Source organism: Streptomyces polyasparticus (genome assembly GCF_014493765.1).
In the GTDB taxonomy this organism is placed as follows: domain Bacteria; phylum Actinomycetota; class Actinomycetes; order Streptomycetales; family Streptomycetaceae; genus Streptomyces; species Streptomyces polyasparticus.
The window spans coordinates 165,655-186,429 of sequence record NZ_JACTVJ010000001.1; the positions used below are offsets into that span (position 1 = coordinate 165,655).

General features: G+C 71.2%; 18 protein-coding genes. 8 read left to right on the forward strand and 10 right to left on the reverse strand.

Features of this window, described 5'->3' with window-relative positions:
• Nucleotides 1-8: 8 nt before the first annotated feature.
• The 7 genes from H9Y04_RS00655 to H9Y04_RS00685 form a co-directional block, all read right to left on the reverse strand.
• The gene (locus H9Y04_RS00655) at nucleotides 9-806 is read right to left on the reverse strand and encodes an ATP-binding cassette domain-containing protein (protein ID WP_187811612.1); all 798 of its coding nucleotides are present in this window, start codon (nucleotides 804-806) and stop codon (nucleotides 9-11) included.
• A complete protein-coding gene (locus H9Y04_RS00660) occupies nucleotides 803-2,650 on the reverse strand; it encodes a dipeptide/oligopeptide/nickel ABC transporter permease/ATP-binding protein (protein ID WP_214660694.1) in 1,848 nt (615 codons plus the stop codon). The genes H9Y04_RS00655 and H9Y04_RS00660 overlap by 4 nt, the downstream gene beginning before the upstream one ends.
• Nucleotides 2,647-3,669 (reverse strand): ABC transporter permease, encoded by a 1,023-nt coding sequence (locus H9Y04_RS00665; RefSeq protein WP_214660695.1) that lies wholly within the window; start codon nucleotides 3,667-3,669, stop codon nucleotides 2,647-2,649. The genes H9Y04_RS00660 and H9Y04_RS00665 overlap by 4 nt, the downstream gene beginning before the upstream one ends.
• Nucleotides 3,670-3,745: 76 nt before the next feature.
• Nucleotides 3,746-5,314 (reverse strand): ABC transporter substrate-binding protein, encoded by a 1,569-nt coding sequence (locus H9Y04_RS00670; protein WP_187811613.1) that lies wholly within the window; start codon nucleotides 5,312-5,314, stop codon nucleotides 3,746-3,748.
• Between the two features lie 112 nt (nucleotides 5,315-5,426).
• Nucleotides 5,427-6,830, reverse strand: a complete 1,404-nt coding sequence (locus H9Y04_RS00675) for an amidase (RefSeq protein WP_187811614.1) — start codon at nucleotides 6,828-6,830, stop codon at nucleotides 5,427-5,429.
• The gene (locus H9Y04_RS00680; RefSeq protein ID WP_187811615.1) at nucleotides 6,830-8,635 is read right to left on the reverse strand and encodes an acyl-CoA dehydrogenase; all 1,806 of its coding nucleotides are present in this window, start codon (nucleotides 8,633-8,635) and stop codon (nucleotides 6,830-6,832) included. Before H9Y04_RS00680 ends, H9Y04_RS00675 begins: the two co-directional genes overlap by 1 nt.
• 131 nt (nucleotides 8,636-8,766) lie before the next feature.
• Nucleotides 8,767-9,654 (reverse strand): hypothetical protein, encoded by an 888-nt coding sequence (locus H9Y04_RS00685; RefSeq protein WP_187811616.1) that lies wholly within the window; start codon nucleotides 9,652-9,654, stop codon nucleotides 8,767-8,769.
• 118 nt (nucleotides 9,655-9,772) lie between these two features.
• Between H9Y04_RS00685 and H9Y04_RS00690 the strand changes: the two genes are divergently transcribed.
• A complete protein-coding gene (locus tag H9Y04_RS00690) occupies nucleotides 9,773-10,360 on the forward strand; it encodes a TetR/AcrR family transcriptional regulator (RefSeq protein ID WP_187811617.1) in 588 nt (195 codons plus the stop codon).
• Nucleotides 10,357-11,574, forward strand: a complete 1,218-nt coding sequence (locus H9Y04_RS47930) for an SGNH/GDSL hydrolase family protein (RefSeq protein ID WP_187811618.1) — start codon at nucleotides 10,357-10,359, stop codon at nucleotides 11,572-11,574. The genes H9Y04_RS00690 and H9Y04_RS47930 overlap by 4 nt, the downstream gene beginning before the upstream one ends.
• A gap of 426 nt (nucleotides 11,575-12,000) precedes the next feature.
• Here H9Y04_RS47930 and folP read toward each other — a convergent pair whose 3' ends face one another.
• Nucleotides 12,001-12,870, reverse strand: coding sequence for a dihydropteroate synthase (gene folP / locus H9Y04_RS00700; protein ID WP_187811619.1), 870 nt, complete (start codon nucleotides 12,868-12,870; stop codon nucleotides 12,001-12,003).
• Between the two features lie 56 nt (nucleotides 12,871-12,926).
• On the opposite strand from folP, the gene H9Y04_RS46500 reads away from it, so the two are divergent.
• Nucleotides 12,927-13,490 (forward strand): DivIVA domain-containing protein, encoded by a 564-nt coding sequence (locus tag H9Y04_RS46500; RefSeq protein WP_236070486.1) that lies wholly within the window; start codon nucleotides 12,927-12,929, stop codon nucleotides 13,488-13,490.
• On the forward strand, nucleotides 13,487-14,062 hold the full coding sequence (locus H9Y04_RS00710; RefSeq protein ID WP_187811620.1) for a DNA-3-methyladenine glycosylase I: 576 nt from the start codon (nucleotides 13,487-13,489) through the stop codon (nucleotides 14,060-14,062). The genes H9Y04_RS46500 and H9Y04_RS00710 overlap by 4 nt, the downstream gene beginning before the upstream one ends.
• A gap of 15 nt (nucleotides 14,063-14,077) precedes the next feature.
• Here H9Y04_RS00710 and chcB read toward each other — a convergent pair whose 3' ends face one another.
• The gene (gene chcB, locus H9Y04_RS00715) at nucleotides 14,078-14,878 is read right to left on the reverse strand and encodes a 2-cyclohexenylcarbonyl CoA isomerase (RefSeq protein ID WP_187811621.1); all 801 of its coding nucleotides are present in this window, start codon (nucleotides 14,876-14,878) and stop codon (nucleotides 14,078-14,080) included.
• A gap of 343 nt (nucleotides 14,879-15,221) precedes the next feature.
• Here chcB and H9Y04_RS00720 point away from each other — a divergent pair, with 343 nt between their 5' ends.
• Complete coding sequence (locus H9Y04_RS00720) at nucleotides 15,222-15,389, forward strand: DUF3117 domain-containing protein (protein WP_187811622.1); 168 nt, start codon at nucleotides 15,222-15,224, stop codon at nucleotides 15,387-15,389.
• Between the two features lie 142 nt (nucleotides 15,390-15,531).
• On the opposite strand, the gene H9Y04_RS00725 is transcribed toward H9Y04_RS00720, so the two are convergent.
• On the reverse strand, nucleotides 15,532-16,206 hold the full coding sequence (locus H9Y04_RS00725) for an O-methyltransferase (protein WP_187811858.1): 675 nt from the start codon (nucleotides 16,204-16,206) through the stop codon (nucleotides 15,532-15,534).
• Between the two features lie 326 nt (nucleotides 16,207-16,532).
• Between H9Y04_RS00725 and sigE the strand changes: the two genes are divergently transcribed.
• From sigE to H9Y04_RS00740, 3 genes are all read left to right on the forward strand, one after another.
• Nucleotides 16,533-17,231 carry an RNA polymerase sigma factor SigE gene (sigE, locus tag H9Y04_RS00730; RefSeq protein ID WP_187811859.1) on the forward strand — a complete coding sequence of 233 codons (699 nt, stop codon included), beginning with the start codon at nucleotides 16,533-16,535 and terminating at the stop codon, nucleotides 17,229-17,231.
• A complete protein-coding gene (locus tag H9Y04_RS00735) occupies nucleotides 17,228-18,178 on the forward strand; it encodes an anti-sigma factor family protein (RefSeq protein ID WP_187811623.1) in 951 nt (316 codons plus the stop codon). The genes sigE and H9Y04_RS00735 overlap by 4 nt, the downstream gene beginning before the upstream one ends.
• Nucleotides 18,179-18,681: 503 nt before the next feature.
• On the forward strand, nucleotides 18,682-20,598 hold the full coding sequence (locus tag H9Y04_RS00740) for a S1C family serine protease (RefSeq protein ID WP_438818054.1): 1,917 nt from the start codon (nucleotides 18,682-18,684) through the stop codon (nucleotides 20,596-20,598).
• Nucleotides 20,599-20,775 lie beyond the last annotated feature (177 nt).

Below are 20,775 nucleotides of genomic sequence, written 5' to 3' on the forward strand. Positions count from 1 at the left end.
GGCGGGCCTCAGCCGGCCGTACGCAGGGGCCCGCCGTCCGGAACGCTGTCCAGGAGCAGCCGTGTGTACGGATGCCGCGGTTCGCCGAACAGGGCGTCTCGCGCGGCGAGTTCGACCAGCTCTCCGTCCTTGAGCACCGCCACCTCGTCACAGACATGGCGCACCACGGCCAGGTCGTGGGAGATGAAGAGCATCGTGAGGTCGAGCTCGCGGCGCAGCTCGCGCAGGACGCCGAGCACCTCCGCCTGAACGGAGGTGTCGAGCGCCGAGGTCACCTCGTCCGCGATGATCAGCGCCGGCCGTACGGCGAGCGCACGGGCCACCGCGATCCGCTGGCGCTGGCCGCCGGAGAACTCCTGCGGATGGCGGGCGGCCACCTCGCCGTCGAGCGCGACGCGGTTGAGCAGCGCCTCGATCTCCGTACGGTGCGCCTTCACGCTCGCGCGCCGCGGATCGAGCGCTTCGGCGAGGGTCTCGCCGATGGTCATCCGGGGGTTGAGCGAGGAGTACGGGTCCTGCGGGATCATCTGCACCCGGCGGCGCACCGCGACCGTCCGCTTCGTGTGCGTGAGGTCCACACCGTCGAGCAGGATCCGTCCGCCGGCCGGCTTCACCAGACCCACGATCGCCTTGGCCAGCGTGGACTTGCCCGACCCGGACTCGCCGACGAGGCCCAGGGTGCGGCCCTGGGGGACGGTCAGGCTGACTTCTTTCAGTACGTGGTGCTTGCCGAAGGCGACGTCCAGGTCCTGGACTTCGAGCACTGTCGTGGTTCCCGCCCCCGCCTTCTGTATCGCGTCCGTCATGCGAGGACCTCCTTGTCCCAGTGGAGCGCGTGGCAGGCGGTGGCGCCCGTGTCCGTGACCGTGAGCACCGGCAGTTCGTCGTGGCACTGCTGCCGGGCCAGCGGACAGCGCGACGCGAAGGCGCAGCCTGCGGGGCGGCCCGCCGGGTGGGGCGGGCGGCCGGGTATCGAGGACAGCGGCTCGTCCACCGGCGAGTGCAGCGTCGGCGTGGCGGCCAACAGGGCGTGCGTATACGGGTGTTCGGCCTCGCCCGCGCGCAGCCGCTCGATGGGCAGGGTCTCCACGATGCGGCCCGCGTACATGACGACGACCCGGTCGCAGATCGCGGAGATCACCCCGACGTCGTGCGAGATCAGCAGGATCGCGGTGCCGTCGCGCTCGTTGGCCTCGCGAAGCAGCCCGAGCACCTCGGCCTGGACCGTCACGTCGAGCGCCGTGGTGGGCTCGTCGGCGATCAGGAGCTTCGGCGAGGTGAGCAGCGCCGAGGCGATCATGGCCCGCTGCCGCATCCCGCCGGACAGCTCGTACGGGTACTGCTTGAGCCGCTGCTCGGGCAACGTGACGCGAGCGGCGGCCAGTTGGCCCACGGCCTGCTCGGCCGCGGCCGCGCGGGACGCGCCGCCATGCTTACGGAGTGTCTCGGTGAGCTGGCCGCCGAGCTTGAGCGTGGGGTTGAACGAGGCCGAAGGGTCCTGGTAGACGATGCCGATCTCGGTGGCGAGCCGCCCGGCCGGCGGCCTGCCGTTCAGATCGAGGTCGCCGACCTTGAGCGTCCCGGCCACCGCGGTGAGGTCGTCCGGAAGCAGCTTGGCCAGGGCCATCGCGGTCAGGCTCTTGCCCGAGCCCGACTCGCCCACCAGGCCCAGGACTTCACTGGGCTTGATGGCGAACGAGACCTCGTCCACCAGGCGCGTCCCGTCGGGCAGGACGACGCTCAGCCTGTCCGCGACGGCGAGCGCGTCCTCGTCGTGCGCGTCGTACGCGGGCACGGAGGTGAGCGCCTCGACCTTGGCCCGGTAGCCGCGCTTCCGTCCGGCCGCCGGATTGACCGCGGCCGCGAGCCCGTCGCCGATCAGGCCGCCGGAGAGGCCGGCCAGGATGATCACGAGGGAGGGGCCGAGCGCGGGCCAGGGGTTGAGGTAGATGCCCTCGAGTCCCTTGTGGAGCACGGCTCCCCAGTCATAGTCCGGCGCCTGGACGCCGACTCCGAGGAAGGACAGGCCGGACAGCGCCTTGAGCGAGACGGTGAACGCCACCGAGAGCAGCACCAGCAGCGGCTCCGCGATGTTGGGCAGGATGTGCCGGCGCAGCAGCCGGGAGGGCGGAACGCCCAGCAGCCGCGCGGTGGAGACGAAGTCGCGGCCCGCGATGGACGCGGCGAGGTTGGTGGTCAGCCGCGCGAAGGCGGGGCAGGTCGCCAGGCCGATCGCCACGATCGAGGTGCCCACGCCCGGGCCGAGGATCGCGACCATGGCCAGGGCGAAGATGACGCTGGGATACGAGATGAGCACGTCGATCACGCGCTGCCCGAGCGCCCGCACGCGCGGGCCCCCCACCCAGATCGCCGCACCGAACCCGATGCCGCCCACCGCGGCGATCGCCGTCGTGGCCAGGCACATCAGGAGCGTGAGCCGGGTCGCGACCATCGTGCGGGCGAAGATGTCCCGGCCGAGCGCGTCGGTGCCGAACCAGTGCTCGGCGGAGGCCGCCAAGTGGGTCTGGTCGGTGAGGGTTTCGGCCCGGTCCGTCCAGATGAACGGGGCGACGATGCCGAGGACCACGAAGAACGCGAGCCCGGCGAGGCCGAGCATCAGCGCAGGGGACCTGCGCAGCTTCTGCATCATGCGTCGCCCGCCTTTCCGCGGAGGCTGCGGGGGTCGAGGAGGCCGAGGACGACGTCCACGAGGAGGTTGAGCAGGGTGGCCAGGATGCCGAGCAGCAGCACGACGCCCTGGATCACGGGGTAGTCGCGCTTGACGAGGGCGTCGAGCACGCCCGTGCCGAGCCCGGGCCACTGGAAGACGAACTCGACGATGACCGCGCCCCCGAGCAGACCGGTCAGGACCAGGCCGCCGAGCGTCAGGGTGCTGGTCATCAGGTTGGGCAGCGCGTGACGCCCGTACAGCCGCAGTGCCTTGAGGCGGCGGCCTTTCGCGGTGCGCATGTAGTCCATCGCGAGGACCGTCGCGGTCTCGCGCCGCACCACGCGCGCAAGGGTGCAGATCGGCGCGATGGTCAGCGCCAGGATCGGCAGCACCATCGAGTCGAGCGTGGCGGCGCCCGACGGCGGGAACATGTTGAGCTTGATCGCGAAGAACATGATCAGCAGGGTCGCGAGCACGAACTCGGGGATCGAGCCGAGGACCGCGGTCACCGAGGTGAAGGCGGTGTCGAGCGTCCTGCGCCGGCCGCCCCGGCAGGCCACCGCGATCGCCATCCCCAGCGGGATGCTCACGACGAGGGCGATCGCCACCGCGAGGAAGGCGATCTGGGCGGTGAAGGGGAGCCGGTTGGCGATGACCTCGGAGACCGGGATGCCGCTCGTGTACGAGGAGCCGAGGTCGCCCTGGAGCAGGCCTGTGGCGTAGTCGCCGAACTGAGCCAACAGGGGCTTGTCCAGGCCCTGTTCGTGCCGGATCTGCTCGACCTGCGCCTGACTGGCGTCGGGCCCGGCCATCACCTGGGCGGGATCGCCCGGGATCAGCTGGACGATCAGGAACGTGCCGACGACCAGCATCACGAGGACACCCGCGAAGCCGGCCAGGCGGCCGAGCAGGAACCGCGGCCAGGGCGATCCGGCGGTCTTCGGCGCTGCGGCCTTGGGCCCCGGGGGCGCCTCGGGGGATGCGATCAGAGTCTCCACGACTCTCCTCACCTGGGAGAAGAGACCGGCCGGGGCATCGTCGCCCCGGCCGGTCGGGGTGCTACGTGACGGCGTACTACTTGACGACGCGCACGGTCTCCGGCGCGAGCAGACCGTCGGGGGCCGCGATCGAGATCCGGGCGGCGGTCGTGTAGTTGAGGTTCACCGTCGCCAGTGGCACCACGTCGTGCGCGCCGAGCAGCGACTTCTGGGCCTCGCCCCACGCGGCGCACTTCGCGGCCTCGTCGGTGGTGGCCATCGCCTCGCCGAAGCCCTTCGCGAAGCCCTTGTTGTCCACGCCGGGGAAGTTGCGTCCGCCGTCGGCCGGGTCCGGGCCCATGAACAGGCTGGCCGGGGTGGTCAGGAGGTTCGTGAGGTTGAGGTTCGGCAGGATCGTGAGGTCCCAGTCGCCCTTGTTGCTGATGACGTCGTTGCCCCAGGTGGCGCTGTCGGCGTTGCGCAGGGAGACCTCGGCGCCCGCGGCCTTGAGCGAGGCCTGGACGTAGTCGTTGCCGGAGCCGCCCGCGACCGCGTTCGTACCGACGAGCTTGATCTTGACGCCCTTGAGCACGTCCTTCGCGGCGGCCACATCGGTCTTGGCGAGCAGCGACTCGTCCGTGTTGGCGCAGGGCACGCTGCCGTCGGTGATGCTGGCCATCAGGGTGCCGGTGCCGCGCGTGACGGCCTGGTTGAAGGCCTTGCGGTCCAGGGTCTTGGCGATCGCCTCGCGGACCTTCGGGTCGGCGCCCGGGTGGCCCTTGCGCTCGTTGAAGACCACCATCATGCGGATGATCGGCGCCGGGTTGATCGTGAACCGCTTGTCCTTGACGAACCGGGCGACGTCCGGGCCCGTGAAGGCCGCGTAGTCAAGGGTGCCCGCCTGGAGGTTGTTCGCCATCGTGGCCTCGGACTGGATGACCGGCATCTCGACGGTGTCCGGCACCTTGCCCTGCGGCATGTTCTTGTACTTCGCCCAGCCGTTGTAGCCCTTGACCGCGGTCAGCGTGTAGCTGGTGCCGGGCTTGGCGGACTCCATGTAGTACGCGCCCGTCCCCGCGCCCTTCTTGCCGGACTTGAGCAGCTCCGGCTTGTCCAGTGCGGCCGGGCAGACGATGCCGGCCTGCGGGAGCGCGAGCCCGTAAAGGAGGTCGGACCAGGGCTTGTCGAGCTTCACGGACACCTTGCCGGACGCGTCGTCACCGGTGGCGGTGACCTTCGCGCCGGGGCCGAACACCTGGCTCGCGGCGGTGGACTTGGTGGCCGGGTCCGCGAACCGGGTCAGAACCTTGGCCACCCCGGACGCGGTGAGCTTCGTACCGTCGGTGCACTGGGCGTCCTCGCGGAGCGTGAACTCGGCGGAGGCCGCGTCGGCCTTCCACTCCGCGGCGAGGCCGGGGATGATCTCGCCCTTGTCGTCACGGCGGACCAGCTGGTCGTTCAGCATGCGCGCGAAGACGAAGTCGGCCGCCACGGTGCCCAGGTTGGGATCCAGGCTGGTCGGGTCGGAGGACGTCGCGATGGTGGCCTTGACCTTCTTGCCACCGTCCTTGCCGCCGCCGGTGCTGTCCGCCGAGGTGGTGCAGCCGGTCACGGCCAGGCCGAGAGCCAGGGTGCAGACGCCCGCGGCGAGGGGGACACGTGCCATTTGGAGCCTCCTGAGGTGCGCGTATGCGCGAATGCGAGACCGCTGGACAGAGATGTGGGGGAGGGGCGAGTACGTGCGTGGGGGGGGTGCGGACATTCAGGGCGTGACCCGCTCAGAGATCGGGCCACCGTCCGGACCAGGGCTTGGCGGCCTCCAATTGGGCGCACAGGGAAAGCAGTTGGGCGTCCTCGCCCAGTCGGCCGGTCAGCATGACGCCGATCGGCAGGCCCTCGGCCGACCAGTGCAGCGGCACGCTCGCCGAGGGCTGGCCGGTGACGTTCTGCGCCGCCGCGTAAGGGCTGGCCAGGAACTGACGGTGCAGATCGGCCTCCGGGCCGAGCTCCTTGAACCACTCCGGCCGCTGCGGAGGCAGCGCAAGCGTCGGGCTGAGGACCGCGTCGTACGCCTGCGTGGCGACCATCGCCTGGGCGCCGCGCAGCTGGATCTCCTGCAGCGCTTCGAGGAACCGCTCGGAGCCGACGCCCCTGCCCCGCGCACGCCAGTGCCGGGTCAGCGGAAGGAGTACGTCCTCGTCGGCGACCGGCACGCGCAGCGACCGTACGGCCCAGACGTCCCGGAACTCCTCGACCATGGACCGCCCGAACGGCGCCTGGATCTCCTCGACTTCATGCCCGAGCGATACGAGGAGCTCGGTGGCCTCCTCGTACGCGGCGAGCACATCCGGGTGTACGGAGACCTCGTCGCTGCCCGGATCGCTGAACCGGCCGATCCGCAGCTTGCCGGGCTCGCGCCGCGCCCAGCCGAGAAAGCTCTCCCCGGCGGGCAGTCCGGGCGCCCAGAACAGATCGCCCGGCACCGGACCCGCCATCGCGTCGAGCATCGCCGCGGCGTCCGCGACGGTCCGGGCGAGGGGGCCCTGGCAGAGCTGGATGACCGGGTCGTGCCCGAGCGGACCGTTGCTGACCCGGCCCCGCGAGGGCTTGAACCCGAAGAGGCCGCAGACGCTCGCCGGGATCCGGATGGACCCGCCCGCGTCGTTGCCGTGCGCGAACGGCACGAGCCCGGCGGCCACCGCCGCTCCCGAACCGCCGCTGGATCCGCCCGCGGTACGGGTGAGGTCCCAGGGGGTACGGGCCGATCCGGCGTACGAGTCGGAGTAGGCGGAGAGCCCGAACTCGGCGGAGTTCAGCTTGCCCAGACCGATCGTGCCCGCCTCGCGCAGGAGCCGGACCAGATGGGCCTCGACCGGCGGCGTGAACCCGCGGAAGGCGGCCGAGCCGAAGGCGGTCGGCATGTCGTTGGTGCCGGTCAGGTCCTTGATCGCGGTCGGTACGCCGAACAGCGGCGGCAGCCCGTCCTCGCCCAGCCGCTTCTCCGCCGCCACCGCCGCGGCCCTCGCCTGCTCCACCGCCACGTACGAGAACGCGCCGACCAGCTCGTTCAGGCTCGCGATCCGCCCCAGGTAATGCTCGACCAGTTCGACGGGTCCGATCTCGCGGGCCCGTATCGCGGCGGCCTGCTCCAGAGCGCTGAGTTCGTGCAGCTGCCCCGCCATCAGAAGGCCCCGTCCGGCACGTCCATCAGGTGGTTGTCCGTCTGCTCCAGCACGGCCAGACGGGCGGCCAGTTCGGGCAGCACCGTGGTCGTGAAGAAGCGGGCGGCCGCGACCTTGCCGTTGTAGAAGTCGCTCTCGGCCGAGCCGTTGTCCAGCGCGGCCAGCGCCACCGCCGCTTGGCGCACCAGGAGATAGCCGATCATGAGATCGCCGACGCTCATCAGGAGCCGGGTGGTGTTCTGCCCGATCCGGTGGACGGCATCGGGGTGTTCCCGGGACTCCTGCTGCCAGCCGAGCAGCACGTCGACCATGCTGCGGACGTCGCACAGGGCCCCGTTCACCTTGGCCCGCTCGGTCTTGAGCCGCCCCTCGCCCTCGATCCGCACGAGGAAGTCCTGGATCTCGCGGGTCAGCATCGACAGCGCGGCGCCGCGGTCCCGGGAGATCTTCCGGAAGAAGAAGTCCAGGCCCTGGATGCCGGTCGTGCCCTCGTACAGCGAATCGATCTTCACGTCCCGGACGTACTGCTCCAGCGGATAGTCCTGCAGATAGCCGGATCCGCCGAACGTCTGCAGGGCCAGGGCGAGTTGCTCGTACGCCCGCTCGGAGCCGACGCCCTTGACGACCGGCAGCAGCAGATCGTTCATGGCGGCCGCGGTCTTCGCGTCCACGTCGCCGCGGTCGAGCCAGTCCGCGGTGTACAGGTACACCGCGCGCAGCCCCTCCGCGTACGCCTTCTGCAGCATCAACATCCGGCGCACATCCGGGTGTTGGTCGATGGTGACCCGGGGCGCGGTCTTGTCCGAGGCCCGGGCGAGATCGGCGCCCTGGACGCGGGTCCGCGCGTAGTCGAGCGCGTGCAGATAGCCGCTGGAGAGCGTCGCGATCGCCTTGACGCCCACCTGCATACGGGCCGACTCGATCACATGGAACATCTGGGCTATGCCGTCGTGCACCTCGCCGAGCAGCTGCCCCACCGCGGGTATCGCGCCGCCGAAGGTCAGCTCGCAGGTGGTGGAGACCTTCAGACCCATCTTGCGCTCGACGTTCGTCGCGAACACGCCGTTGCGCTCGCCGGGTTCACCCGTCTCCGGGTCGAAGTGGAACTTCGGTACGAGGAAGAGCGACAGGCCCTTCGTGCCGGGCTGCGCGCCCTCCGGCCGGGCGAGGACGAAGTGCACGATGTTCTCGGCCAGATCGTGCTCGCCCGAGGTGATGAACCGCTTGACGCCCTCGATGTGCCAGCTGCCGTCGTCCTGCCGGACGGCCTTCGTGCGCCCGGCCCCGACATCGGAGCCGGCCTCCGGCTCGGTCAGGACCATGGATGCGCCCCAGCGCCGCTCGATCATCAGGTCGCCGATACGGGCCTGCTCGGGCGTGCCGAGCCGGTGCAGCAGACCGCCGAAGCCGGGGCCGCTGCCGTACATGTAGACCGGCGCGTGGGCGCCCTGGATCATCTCGATGACCGACCACCACAGCGCCCGCGGCGCGCGGGTGCCGCCGGCCTCGACCGGCAGGTCGAGCCGCCACCACTCGGCGTCCATGTACGCCTCGTAGCTGCGGCGGAAGGCCTCCGGCAGGGTGACGGAGAAGGCCGCCGGGTCGTACACCGGCGGGTTGCGGTCGCCGTCCGTGAAGGACGCGGCCACGGGCCCCGTGGCGAGCCGTTCCACCTGGCCGAGGATGTCCCGGGCGGTGGCACCGTCGATGTCCTCGAACGGCGCGGAGCCGAGCCGGCCGTCCAGGCCGAACACCTCGAACAGGTTGAACTGGAGATCGCGCAGATTGCTGCGGTAGTGACTCACGGTGACCCTCTCGACTGCATGCGAGATATCGCATGCATCACACTCGGGGCGGGGAATTTTGTCAATACCGATCGGTCGGTATGTGAAAACGTGACGTAGAAGCCCCAAGGGCCTCGCTTCATTTCCCCTGCTCAGGAGGGGTAGTTCGGGTACGACTCCTTGAAGACGCCCTGGTGGAGCAGGACCTCGGCGACGGGGGAACCGGTCTCCTCGTGCGTGACGGTGGTGCGCACCCAGGCCGTCTCGGTACGCCGGGTCTCACCCAGAGCGACGATCTCGCGTTCCAGGGTGTAGGCCTCGTCCACGAACACCGGGCTGCCGAGCAGCCTGATCTGGAGATCCAGGAAGAGCCCGACGGACGGCTCGGCCTTGGTCAGACCGGACTCGGCCCACGTGGCCATCGACAGCACGCTGATCATCTCGACCGGCACGATCGGCCGGCCCCAGGGATTGTCCGCGCCGGTGTACCAGAGGCTGGTCTCGGTGATCGTCTCCAGCTTGCGCCGCAGCGTGAACGGATACAGATCGCCCATGTGCGTCTCGAAGTCCATCCGCACATGCTCGGGCCGTGCGCCCTTGCGGCCGGGAGTCCAGCCTTCGAAGATCACGGGCCGTTCCAGGGGGCGCAGCCGGGCCAACCGCTCGTCCAGGGCGGTCGGTTCGTCGCCGAGGGTGGCGGTGCCGGACAGGACGACCGTCCCGTCCTCCTTCAGTGTCCGGATCTCGGCCCTGTCGCCCGCGAAGGCCCCGGTCGCCCTGGTCCGCTCGCCTTCCAGGCAGATCGCTTCGAAGCGCGCGCTCAGACAGCCCTCGGTGAACCACTTCTCGCCCCACATCCGGGCCGCGAGCGGGTCGTACTGGCTGAAGTGCGTGGGACCCTCGACGGCCGCCCCCGCGACGCCCAACTTCTGTGCGGTGGCGGGGTCGTGGATGCTCGCGTGATCCCCGTAGGTCTGGTCGAGCAGGAGGTTGCGCGGAGACCTGAGGGGGCCCGAGAGCTCGAGCGGCGTGGTGAACATGGCCGCTTTCTAGCATGAGTTCGTAGGCATACCAACCGGTCGGCATTGACTTTGTTCCGGCGCCGCGCTGTGATGTGAGCCGCAGTATCCGCCTCGCGAGCGCACCTGGAGGACAGCGATGGCCCGCACCAAGGCTCCCAACCCGGAGGTGCGCCGGCGCATCCTCGACGTCTCCCTCGACCTGTTCGCGACGAAGGGGTTCGCCGCCACCGGCGTGCAGGAGATCGTCACCAAGGCGGGCGTCACCAAGGGTGCGCTCTACCACTACTTCAAGTCCAAGGACGAGATCCTCTTCGAGATCTACGGCAAGGTCTTCGGCCGCGAACTGGATTCCCTGCAAAGGATCGTGGCCGAGGGGCAGGACCCCGAGCGGACCCTGCGCGCGATCATCGTCGACCTGGTCGTGCACACCGCGGACAGCACCAGGGAGTCGGCGGTCTTCGCCCGCGGCGGGCACGCCGAATCCCCGCACTGGCAGGCCATGCAGGAGCAGTGGCGGCGCTACCAGGAGGGCTTCCGCCAGGTGATCAGGGACGGCCAGGAGTCCGGCGTCTTCGCCGCGAAGGCCTCGCCGGAGGTGGTCTCCTGGTCGGTCTTCGGCTTCACCAACTCCATGCACACCTGGTACCGGCCGGAAGGCCGCAAGAGCCCCGCCGCCATCGGCGACGAACTCGCCGACCTCGTCCTCACGGGCCTGCAGTCGTGACCGGCGGATCCGCCCCGGTCTCCGTCCTCGCCGCCGCGCTCGCGTGCGTGCGCGGTGCGGTGGAGACGACGGCCGACGATGCGGGCGTCACGTTCCAGCGGGTGCCCGCCGCGGCCAGGGCGCGGATCGCCGACCCCACGCTCGACCTGATGAGCGCGGTGCCTTCGGGCGTACGCCTCGAAGTGCTCACCGACGCCACGGTGTTGGAACTCGACGCCGATCTCACGCATCTCGTGCCGATGGGGGAGGAATCACCCGGCACAGCGCTGGACCTCGTCGTCGACGGCATGCTGCGCGCGCCGGTCCACGCCGGCCGGGAGACGGTCGTCCACATCGACTACCGCACCCGCGAGACGCGGGTGAGCCCGGCCGGCCCGGCGACGCTGCGGTTCGAGCTCGGTCCGCCCGGTCCCGAGCGCCGGGTCGAGGTCTGGTTCCCGGTGGCCTCCGCCATGAAGCTGCTCGACATCCGGATCCCCGAGGGCGCCTCGCTGCGGCCGGCACCGCCCACCGGCCCCCTCTGGGTGCACCACGGCAGCTCGATCAGCCAGTGCTCCGAAGCCGACCGCCCCACCGGGTCCTGGCCGGCGGCCGTGGCGCGTGCGGCCGGAGTGTCCCTGGTGAACCTCGGGCTCGGCGGGCAGTGCCATCTCGACCAGTTCATGGCGCGCACGATCCGCGACCTGCCGGCGGCCGCGATCAGCCTCGAACTCGGCATCAACGTCGTCAACTTCGACAGCATGCGCGAACGCGCCTTCGTCTCCGCCTTCCACGGCTTCCTCGACACCGTGCGCGACGGCCACCCCGCCACCCCGCTCCTGATCGTCACACCGATCCACTGCCCGGCCGCCGAGGACCGCCCGGGCCCGACGCCGTACGGCCCCGACGGCCGCTTCACGGCGCTGGAGCGCCCGGCGGAGAGCTCGCGCGGCTGCCTGACCCTCACCCGCGTCCGTGAACTCCTGCGCGCCCAGGTCGACTTGCGCCGCGCCGAGGGCGACACCGCCCTCCAACTCCTCGACGGCACGGACCTGTTCGGCCCCGCGGACGCCGCGGACCTGCCGGACGGCCTCCACCCGAACACGGCGGGCTACCACCGCATGGCGACCCGCTTCCTTCCTCGGGCCTTCGGCGACCGGGGCGCTTTGCGCGGCCCGCCACTCTCACTGCTCCACAGCCGCAAGCGAGTTGACGGTACGGAGGCCTCCCTCTGACCGCCCCTTCCCGCTGCATCTTTTCGGCTCCGCCGCGGGTGAGGTCTACGCCCCCGGACCCCCGGTGGGTGGGCGCCTGCGGCGGGCTGATTTCCCCACCCCTTCCCGAAACCGGGGCTCCGCCCCGGACCCCGCATCCGAACTTCGTTCGGATCTGCTCAAACGTCGCAGGGGCTGGATTGCCGGACCGGCCGGAAGCCCCACCGGGCGGCAGACGCGGAACCGGCCGGAGGGGACGGGGTGGGGTGCCTGGTTTTCGGGCGGTCCGTTGGCAACAACGTGAGTCCCTCGGTACCGGCCCGCATTGCCCGAAAACCAGGCACCCCACCCCGGCACCGACCCAAGACGAACCGCACGCGCAGGCACGCGTGCAGCAAACGGAAGACACCGCACGCAAGCCGACACCAAGGCGCAGAGCGCCGAAGCTCAGGCCAACCCCCGCCGAGCCACCGCCGGCGCCCGATGCCCAGCGATCGAGGCGACCATGTCGAGGACCTGCCGCGTCTCCGCCACCTCATGCACGCGATACACCTGCGCCCCCAACCACGCCGACACCGCCGTGGTCGCCAGCGTCCCGATCACCCGCTCCTTCACGGGCTTGTCCAACGTCTCACCCACGAAGTCCTTGTTGGACAGCGAGACGAGCACAGGCCACCCACTCTCCGCCATCTCCCCGAGCCGCCGCGTCGCCTCCAGACTGTGCCGCGTGTTCTTGCCGAAGTCGTGCCCGGGGTCGATCAGAATCGACTCCCGCGGAACACCCAGCTCAAGCGCCCGCTCCGCAAGCCCCACGGTCACCTTCAGGATGTCGGCCATCACATCCGCGTACGCGACCCGGTGCGGCCTGGTCCGCGGCTCGGCCCCACCCGCATGCGTGCACACGAGCCCGACCCCATACCGCGCCGCGACCTCCGCGAGCTTCGGATCGACGCCGCCCCACGCGTCGTTGAGCAGATCCGCCCCCGCCTCGCAGACCGCCTCGCCGACCTCGTGCCGCCAGGTGTCCACACTGATGATCACGTCGGGGAAGCGACGCCGCACCTCGGCCACGAACCCGACCGTGCGCCGCGCCTCCTCCTCGGCCGTGACCTCTTCACCGGGCCCGGCCTTCACCCCGCCGATGTCGACGATCTCGGCGCCCTCGGCGATCGCCTGCTCGACCCGGGCGAGCGCGGGCTCGTCCTGGAACGTGGCGCCCTGGTCGTAGAAGGAGTCGGGGGTGCGGTTGACGATCGCCATGATGACCGGCTCGTACGGGCCGAACTCGCGCCGTCCGAGCCTCAGCGGGCTGGGCATCGTCGATCTCCTCATATCTCTCGTCGGTCGCCTGCGACCTTAACTGTCGGTGCCGCATGGCACGATCGGAGCCGGACAGTTTCTGCAGCCGGGGAGTCGCCGTGTTCTGGTTCCTGCTCATCGCGCTGGTCGTGGTGGTCGCCGCGGTCACGCTCGCCGTCCTCGGCGGCTCCGAGGACGGAGTCCTGCCCGAGGCGCCGCCTCAGTACCTCGTCGACCCGCTGCCCGCGGACCGCCCGCTCGGCCGCGCGGACGTCGAGGCCCTGCGCCTGCCCACGGCCGTACGCGGATACCGCATGGCGGATGTGGACGACGCGCTGTCCCGCCTCGGCGCCGAACTCGCGGAGCGGGACGCCCGGATCGCCCGCCTGGAACACGCGCTCGCGGGCAGCACCAGGACCGGGGGACCGGGCCTCTTCGACAAGGTGCACGCGACGGGCTCCACCCCTGTCGTCGCCGAAGCCCCCGCCGAACCGGAGCCGCCGGAGCCCGCCGACGCCGGGTGGACGCGGCCCGAGGAAGCGGGCGCGGCGCGGGCGGACGAGGACGAGGACGTCGACCCGTGGCGCGAGCCGCCGGCCGGCGAGGGGTCCGACGCACCGGAAGGACCGAAGCAGTGAGCGGCGCACTGGCCGGTCCCGACGGCGCGCTGCGCTGCCCGTGGGCCCTGTCCACCGACGACTACATCGCGTACCACGACGAGGAGTGGGGCCGCCCGGTCCACGGCGACGACGCGCTGTTCGAGCGCCTGAGCCTGGAGGCCTTCCAGTCGGGCCTGTCCTGGATCACGATCCTGCGCCGCCGCGAGAACTTCCGTAAGGCCTTCGCCGACTTCAGGATCGAGGCGGTCGCGGCCTTCACGGACGCCGATGCCGAACGGCTCCTCGCGGACGCGGGCATCATCCGCAACCGCGCCAAGATCGAGGCGACCCTGTCCAACGCCCGGGCCCTCGCGGACTGGTCCCCGGGCGACCTGGACACCCTCATCTGGTCCTTCGCCCCGACCGCCCACAAGGCACCCCGCACCCTCGCGGACGTCCCCGCGATCACGGACGAGTCGACGGCCTTGTCCAAGGCCCTGAAGAAGCGGGGCCTGAGGTTCGTCGGCCCGACGACGGCGTACGCGCTGATGCAGGCGTGCGGGTTGGTGAACGATCACTTGTCGGACTGCGGGGCGCGAGCCCGGGGCTGAGGCCCCGGGAGCCCCCTACCGCCCCAGATAGACCGGCTTCTCCTTGGCGATGAACGCCTGGACCGCGATCGTGTGGTCCTGCGACGCCCCCGCCCGGGTCTGGAGCTCGTCCTCCTTCTCCAGCGTCTCCGCCAGCGAATGCGAGGCCGCGTAGGCGAGCGCCTCCTTGAGCGCCGCGTAGGCGACCGTCGGCCCCTCGGCCAGGGTGCGCGCCACCGCGGCGGCCTCCTCGGCGAGCGACTCAGCCGGCACGAGCCGGTTCGCGATCCCCAGCTCGTACGCCTCCTGCGCCTTGACCGTACGGGGGAAGAGCAGGAGATCCGCGGCGCGCCCGGGCCCGATCAGTTTCGGGAGCGTCCAGGAGACCCCCGAGTCGGCGGTCAGGGCGACGCCCGCGAACGACGTGTTGAACGAAGCCGTCTCCGCCACCACGCGATAGTCCGCCGCCAGCGCGAAGCCGAATCCGGCCCCCGCCGCGACCCCGTTCACCCCGGCCACGACCGGCTTCGGCATCTCGGTGAGCGCGCGCACGATCGGGTTGTAGTGCTCCCGCACCGTCGACATCGTCTGTCCGCTGCCCGACTCGCGGTCGGCCGTGAGCGACCCGATGTGCTCCTTGAGGTCCTGCCCCACACAGAAGGCGCGCCCGGTCGCGGTGAGCAGTACGGCCCGTACGGAGGCGTCCGAGGCCGCGGCCTGCACCGCGTCCCGCAGCGCCACCTTCGCCTCGGTGTTCATCGCGTTCATCGCTTCGGGACGGTTCAGCGTGATCGTGGCGAGCCCGTCGCCCACCTCGTAGAGCACGGTGTCGGCCATGGAGGTCCGTCCCCTCGTTACGTATGAACAGGTATGCGCGCACGCACCGTCACGGCGCATGCGTCAGGGGACAGCATGGCTCAGACGGATCACTCGGGGTATGGGTCCCGGCATGTGACGTGCGTCAAAGAATTCACGTCTGCTGAGGGGTGAGAAGCGGAGCAGTATCGCAGTCACATCGCCGAATTGAGTGGTTTTGCTCAAGCGCGTTGCGCAAGCGATGCCGACTGATGTTGGTCATCGGGTCCTGTGATGCGGGATAATGGCTTGGAAGCAATGTGTTCGATGCCGGTGACACCTGGGTTGTCGGCTGCGTGAGCTGGTTTCAGGAAGGGGAACGAGCATGGCGGCCATGAAGCCGCGGACGGGCGACGGCCCGCTCGAGGTGACCAAGGAGGGGCGGGGCATCGTCATGCGCGTTCCGCTCGAAGGCGGCGGTCGACTCGTCGTCGAGCTGACTCCGCAAGAGGCCAAGGAGCTTGGCGACGCCCTCAGCAAGGTCGTCGGCTGACGCATCAGTCGCCCACCACTTTCACCGCCCCGGCACATTAACAAGTGTGCCGGGGTGGTGTGTTTCCCGGGCCCCGGGAACCAAACCTGCCGCAGCTCGGGCCTTGGCCCTCAGCGGCTCGGCCCGCAGCTCGGCCCCTGGTTCAGCCCGCCGCGAGCGGCCGCTTCACCGCGCACAGCAGACCGTCGCCCACAGGCAGGACGGACGGCACGAGCTCCGCGCTCTCCCGTACGGTCCGCAGCAGCTCGCGCAGCCGGAGCACCTCGACGGGCTGGGGCCCCGAGTCCACCGTGCGACCGTCCGCGAACACACCCTCGAACACGACCAGGCCGCCGGGCCGCAGCAGGCGCAACGATTCAGCGAGGTAGTCGAGGGACTCGGTGCGGTCGCCGTCGCAGAAGACCAGGTCGTATCCGCTGTCCGCGAGCCGCGGCAGTACGTCGAGCGCGCGGCCCGGAATGAAGCGGGCCCGGTTGCTCGCGAAGCCGGCGGCGCGCAGCGCGGTGCGGGCGAACTGCTGGCGCTCGGGCTCCGGGTCGACGGTCGTCAGGACGCCGTCGGGGCGCATGCCGCCCAGGAGATGGATTCCGGACACCCCGGTGCCGGTACCGATTTCGGCCACCGATTTGGCGCCCACGGTCGCGGCCAGCATCCGCAGCGCGGCACCCGTCGCGGGTGACACCGCGCGCAGCCCCGCCTCGCGTGCGCGCTGGCGCGCCCAGAGCAGCGCGTCGTCCTCCGCCACGAAAGCGTCGGCGAACGCCGAACTCGGCTGCCGGTTGCCGGTAATGACCCTCTCCTGTCTCCCCGTATGTATCTGGCCGTGACTGTATCCGCTGGGCCGGGAACCTGCTGATGGGGCTGGGCGTTGAAAGCGGTGTATGGGCAGGTGCGGGGGCGAGGGGGACCCCTCGGGAAGTTCTGGCGCCGCGTGACGGGGGGAATGAAATGGACCAGGGGGACGAAGAGTACGAACGGCCGGTGCGAACCCGTCCGCTTCCTTCTCCGCGATCTTCAAATTCTCGTAAAGACTCTTATCCTGAGCTAACGGGCGAGGTGGCTATGGTAGGGGCTCCACTGGACACCACCAGAGCCGACAGGGGAGGTGCGGCTACGGCCGGTGACCTCGGGACGATGGCGCGAATCAGGCGCCGCTTCCTCAGGTCGGCGGGCGAGCCGAAATCCGTGACCGACACCGCTGACCACTCCACCGCCGTTTCCGCACAGACCGCGACCTTTGCCGCCGATGCGGAATCCCAGGCGTGGACTCCGCCCACGTGGGAGGAGATCGTCAGCACGCACAGCGGCCGCGTCTACCGCCTCGCCTACCGACTGACGGGCAATCAGCACGACGCCGAGGACCTCACGCAGGAAGTCTTCGTGCGCGTCTTCCGCTCGCTCTCCACGTACACGCCCGGCACCTTCGAGGGCTGGCTGCACCGCATCACCACCAACCTCTTCCTGGACATGGTCCGCCGCCGCCAGCGCATCCGTTTCGACGCGCTCGGCGACGACGCGGCCGAGCGGCTGCCCAGCCGTGAGCCCAACCCGCAGCAGGTCTTCAACGACACGCATTTCGACGCGGACGTCCAGCAGGCCCTCGACACGCTCGCGCCCGAGTTCCGCGCCGCGGTCGTCCTGTGCGACATCGAAGGACTCTCGTACGAGGAGATCGCCGCGACCCTCGGCGTGAAGCTCGGCACCGTGCGCAGCCGGATCCACCGCGGCCGCTCGCAGCTCCGCAAGGCCCTGCAGCACCGGTCTCCCGAAGCCCGCGCCGAGCGCCGCTCTCTCGCGGTCGTCGGTGTGCCGGCTCTGGGGGGAGGGGGCGCGACCGCGTGAGTGGATCACGGCTCAATCCTGCCGAGAGGCAGCTTGCCGAGCAGCATCTGGGAGACCGGCTCGCCGCCCTGGTGGACGGTGAGTTGGGCCATGACACCCGCGAGCGCGTGCTCGCCCATCTCGCCACCTGCGCCAAGTGCAAGGCCGAAGCCGATGCACAACGCCGTCTGAAGACCTTCTTCGCGGAGGTCGCACCGCCCCCGCCGTCCGAGAGCTTTCTCGCGCGGCTGCAAGGTCTCTCCGAGTCAGGAGGGCCGGGCGGTCCCGGCGAGGGCGATCCCTTCGGCCGTCCGCTCGCCGACGGTGTGTTCGGCGTGCGGGACGACGGCGGCTTCGGGCTGCGCGCCGACACCTTCTCGTACGCGCCCTCGGGCGGCCGCGGCGGCATGCTGCCCGGCGGCGACCGCGCGGGCGGGTTCCGTATCCATCAGGTCGGCCGTGGCGCGGCCGAGCGTGCGGCCGCCTCGCGCGGGCGGCGCTTCGCCTTCGCGGCGGCCGGTGCGGTCTCGGTGGCCGCGATCGCGCTCGGCGGGGTCTCCACCGGAGTGCCCGCGGACGCCTCCGACGCCCGCGGCAGGACCAATGCCTCGCCGACGCGCGCCCAGGGCGGCGCCACCGCGGCCGACACGACCCGGCGGCGCGGCGGAGCGCAGAGCACCGGCACCCAGGAGGCCGGCAAGCTTCCCGCGGTGGTCGCCGCGCCCGAGGTGTCCGCACCGTCGGTGCCCGGTCCGGCGGGACAGCGGCAGCTGCCGCTCGCCTCGCCGATACTCAACCGCGCTTCGCTGCTGCCTCCGCTGATACGTCCGGTCGCGGCCACCGTTCCGTACTCGCCGCTGCCTCCGATCGCGGAGCACACCGCCGAGCCGGGGGAGACCTCCGGACCGGGTGAGGCCCCCCTGCCGAGCCCGTCCCCCTCCGCCGGTCTCTCGCTGCGCGCCCGCTGACCCTGCTGCTGCCCGCCCGGCGGTGCACCTGGTTGAATCCCCGGGTGGGGTCGCCTCCTGGAGATGGGTATCTCTGTTGGAGGGTTGCGCCCGGTGGGGCTGATCCGGGCCGAGGGCCGTGTCTTCGTACGGCGGGTTCTTGCCGTGGATCGCGTGTGCCGGGGACCTCGTGTGTGGACCGCGCCTGAGAGGCGCGGGGACGAGACGCCGAGCGCTGCGTGGGGAGAGGCATGGACGAGGGGAAGGCCACCGGGCCCAAGCCGAAGTGGTGGAGCCGGCCCCGGAGTTCGGACGAGTCCGCGCCGGCGGATGCGGTGCCCGGGGACGCGGGGGCTGCTGCTTCTTCGGGATCTTCGGATTCTTCGGACGGGGACTATCCGTTGAGTGCGCCGGGTGTCCCGGGTGCGCCGGGTGTCTCGGACGCTTCGGGCGCGCCGGGTTCTTCGGGTGCGCTGGATGTTCCGGGTTCTTTGGGTACTTCGGGTACTTCGGGTACTTCGGGTGTGCCGAGTGCTTCGGAGGCGTCGGGCGGTGACCAGGTGCGGGACGCCGCCGGGACGAGGGCGCCGGTGGACGGATACGCCGCTGCGGCCGCCGACGCGCAGGCCGAGTCCGCCGCCGCGAGTGCGTCCGCCGAGCCTGTGACGCCGGTCGACTCCGCAGGATGGGCCGACTCCGCAGACCCGGCTGATGCCGTGCCTCCGGCCGAATCCGCCGCGTCGGCGCCCGCCGAGTCCGCGCCCGCCGCCGAGCGGCCGAGTCCGCTGCACAAGCCCGACCCCTACAGCACGCCTCCGTACGGCGGCCCCGGCCCCTGGGCGCCCGCGCCGCCCGTGCAGCACCCGGTGGCCACACCGGCGCAGGGCACGGCGGTGCCGCAGGGCGCGGTGCCGGTCCAGGGCGCGCCCGCCGCGTACCCGCAGAGCGCGCCGGCGCCTCAGCCGATACCCGGTGCGCAGATACCCGGGATACCTCCGACACAGGGCGCTCCGACACAGGGCGCTCCGGCTCCGGGCGCCCCGGCCCCGCACGCCCCGTCCGCCCACGTACCGCCGCACGCCACGCAGCCGCACGGTGTGCCGACGCCTCAGCAGCCGACCGCCCCGCAGCACCCCCAGACCGGGGCGCACCCTCAGACGGGGGCCCACCCGCACCCGCAGCAGCCGCAGGCAGCCGGACACCCCCAGCCCTCCGCCGCCCAGCAGCCCGCCGCCCCGCAGCCCCCAGCTGCCAACCCCTGGGCCGCGTACGACCCTTGGAGCTCTCCCCAGCCGCTGCTCCAGAGCAACGGAAGCGGGGCAGGGGCGCCGAGGAAGAAGTCCCGCAAGGGGCTGCTCGTGCTCGGAGCCATCGCGCTCTCCCTGGTCACCGGCGGCATAGGCGGCGGCATCGGCGCGTACATCGAGCGCAACGGCGGCGTGACCGACGTCGAGCTCGGCCAGGCAGGCAAGGAGTCGCGGGACCGCGCCCCCGAGAGCGTGGCCGGTATCGCGGCCAGTGCGCTGCCCAGCGTCGTGACCCTGCATGTCAGCGGCGACGACGGCGCGGGCACCGGCACCGGCTTCGTGCTCGACCGCAAGGGCCACATCCTCACCAACAACCACGTGGTGGACCCGGGAGGCTCCGGCGGCGAGATCTCCGTGACCTTCAGCGGCGGCGAGACCGCCAAGGCCAGGATCGTGGGCCGCGACGCCGGTTACGACCTCGCCGTGGTGAAGGTCAGCAACGTCAAGGGCCTCAAGCCGCTGCCGCTCGGCAACTCCGACAACGTGCAGGTCGGCGACCCCGTCGTGGCGATCGGCGCGCCCTTCGACCTCTCCAACACCGTCACCTCCGGGATCATCAGCGCCAAGGAGCGCCCGATCACGGCCGGCGGCGACGCGGACGGCAGCGACGTCTCGTATGTGAACGCACTCCAGACCGACGCCCCCATCAACCCCGGCAACTCCGGTGGCCCGCTCGTCGACTCCCAGGCCCGTGTGATCGGCATCAACAGCGCGATCCGCTCGGCCGGCGACAGCACCGACCCGGAGAGCGGCCAGGCGGGCTCCATCGGTCTCGGCTTCGCGATCCCGATCAACCAGGGCAAGCGCGTGGCCGAGCAGCTGATCAACGAGGGCCGGGCCACGCACCCGGTGATCGAGGTCACGCTCGACACCGAGTTCCTCGGCGACGGCGCCCGGGTCGCCGAGGAGGCCTCCGGCGGCGGACCCGCGGTCAAGCCCGGCGGGCCCGGAGCCAGGGCGGGCATCAAGCCCGGCGATGTGATCACGAAGGTGGACGGCCAGCGGATCCACGCGGGCGAGGAGCTGATCGTGAAGATCCGCGCCCATGAGCCCGGCGACCGCCTGGAGTTGACCATTGAGCGCGACGGCAAGGAGCGGGCGCTCACGGTGACCCTCGGTGAGGCGGGCGACTGACCTACGGGACGGACAGTGGCCGTACGGGCCCGATGGTCACTGTTCACCGAAACGTCGGACGATTGATCGCCGATCCCGGCGGCCGGACAGTACCGGTCGCCCGGGATCGGCGGGTACCGTAGAGCTGCCCGGAACACGGTCTTCGGACCACCTGCCACCGGGGCTGCGGACAGGGCA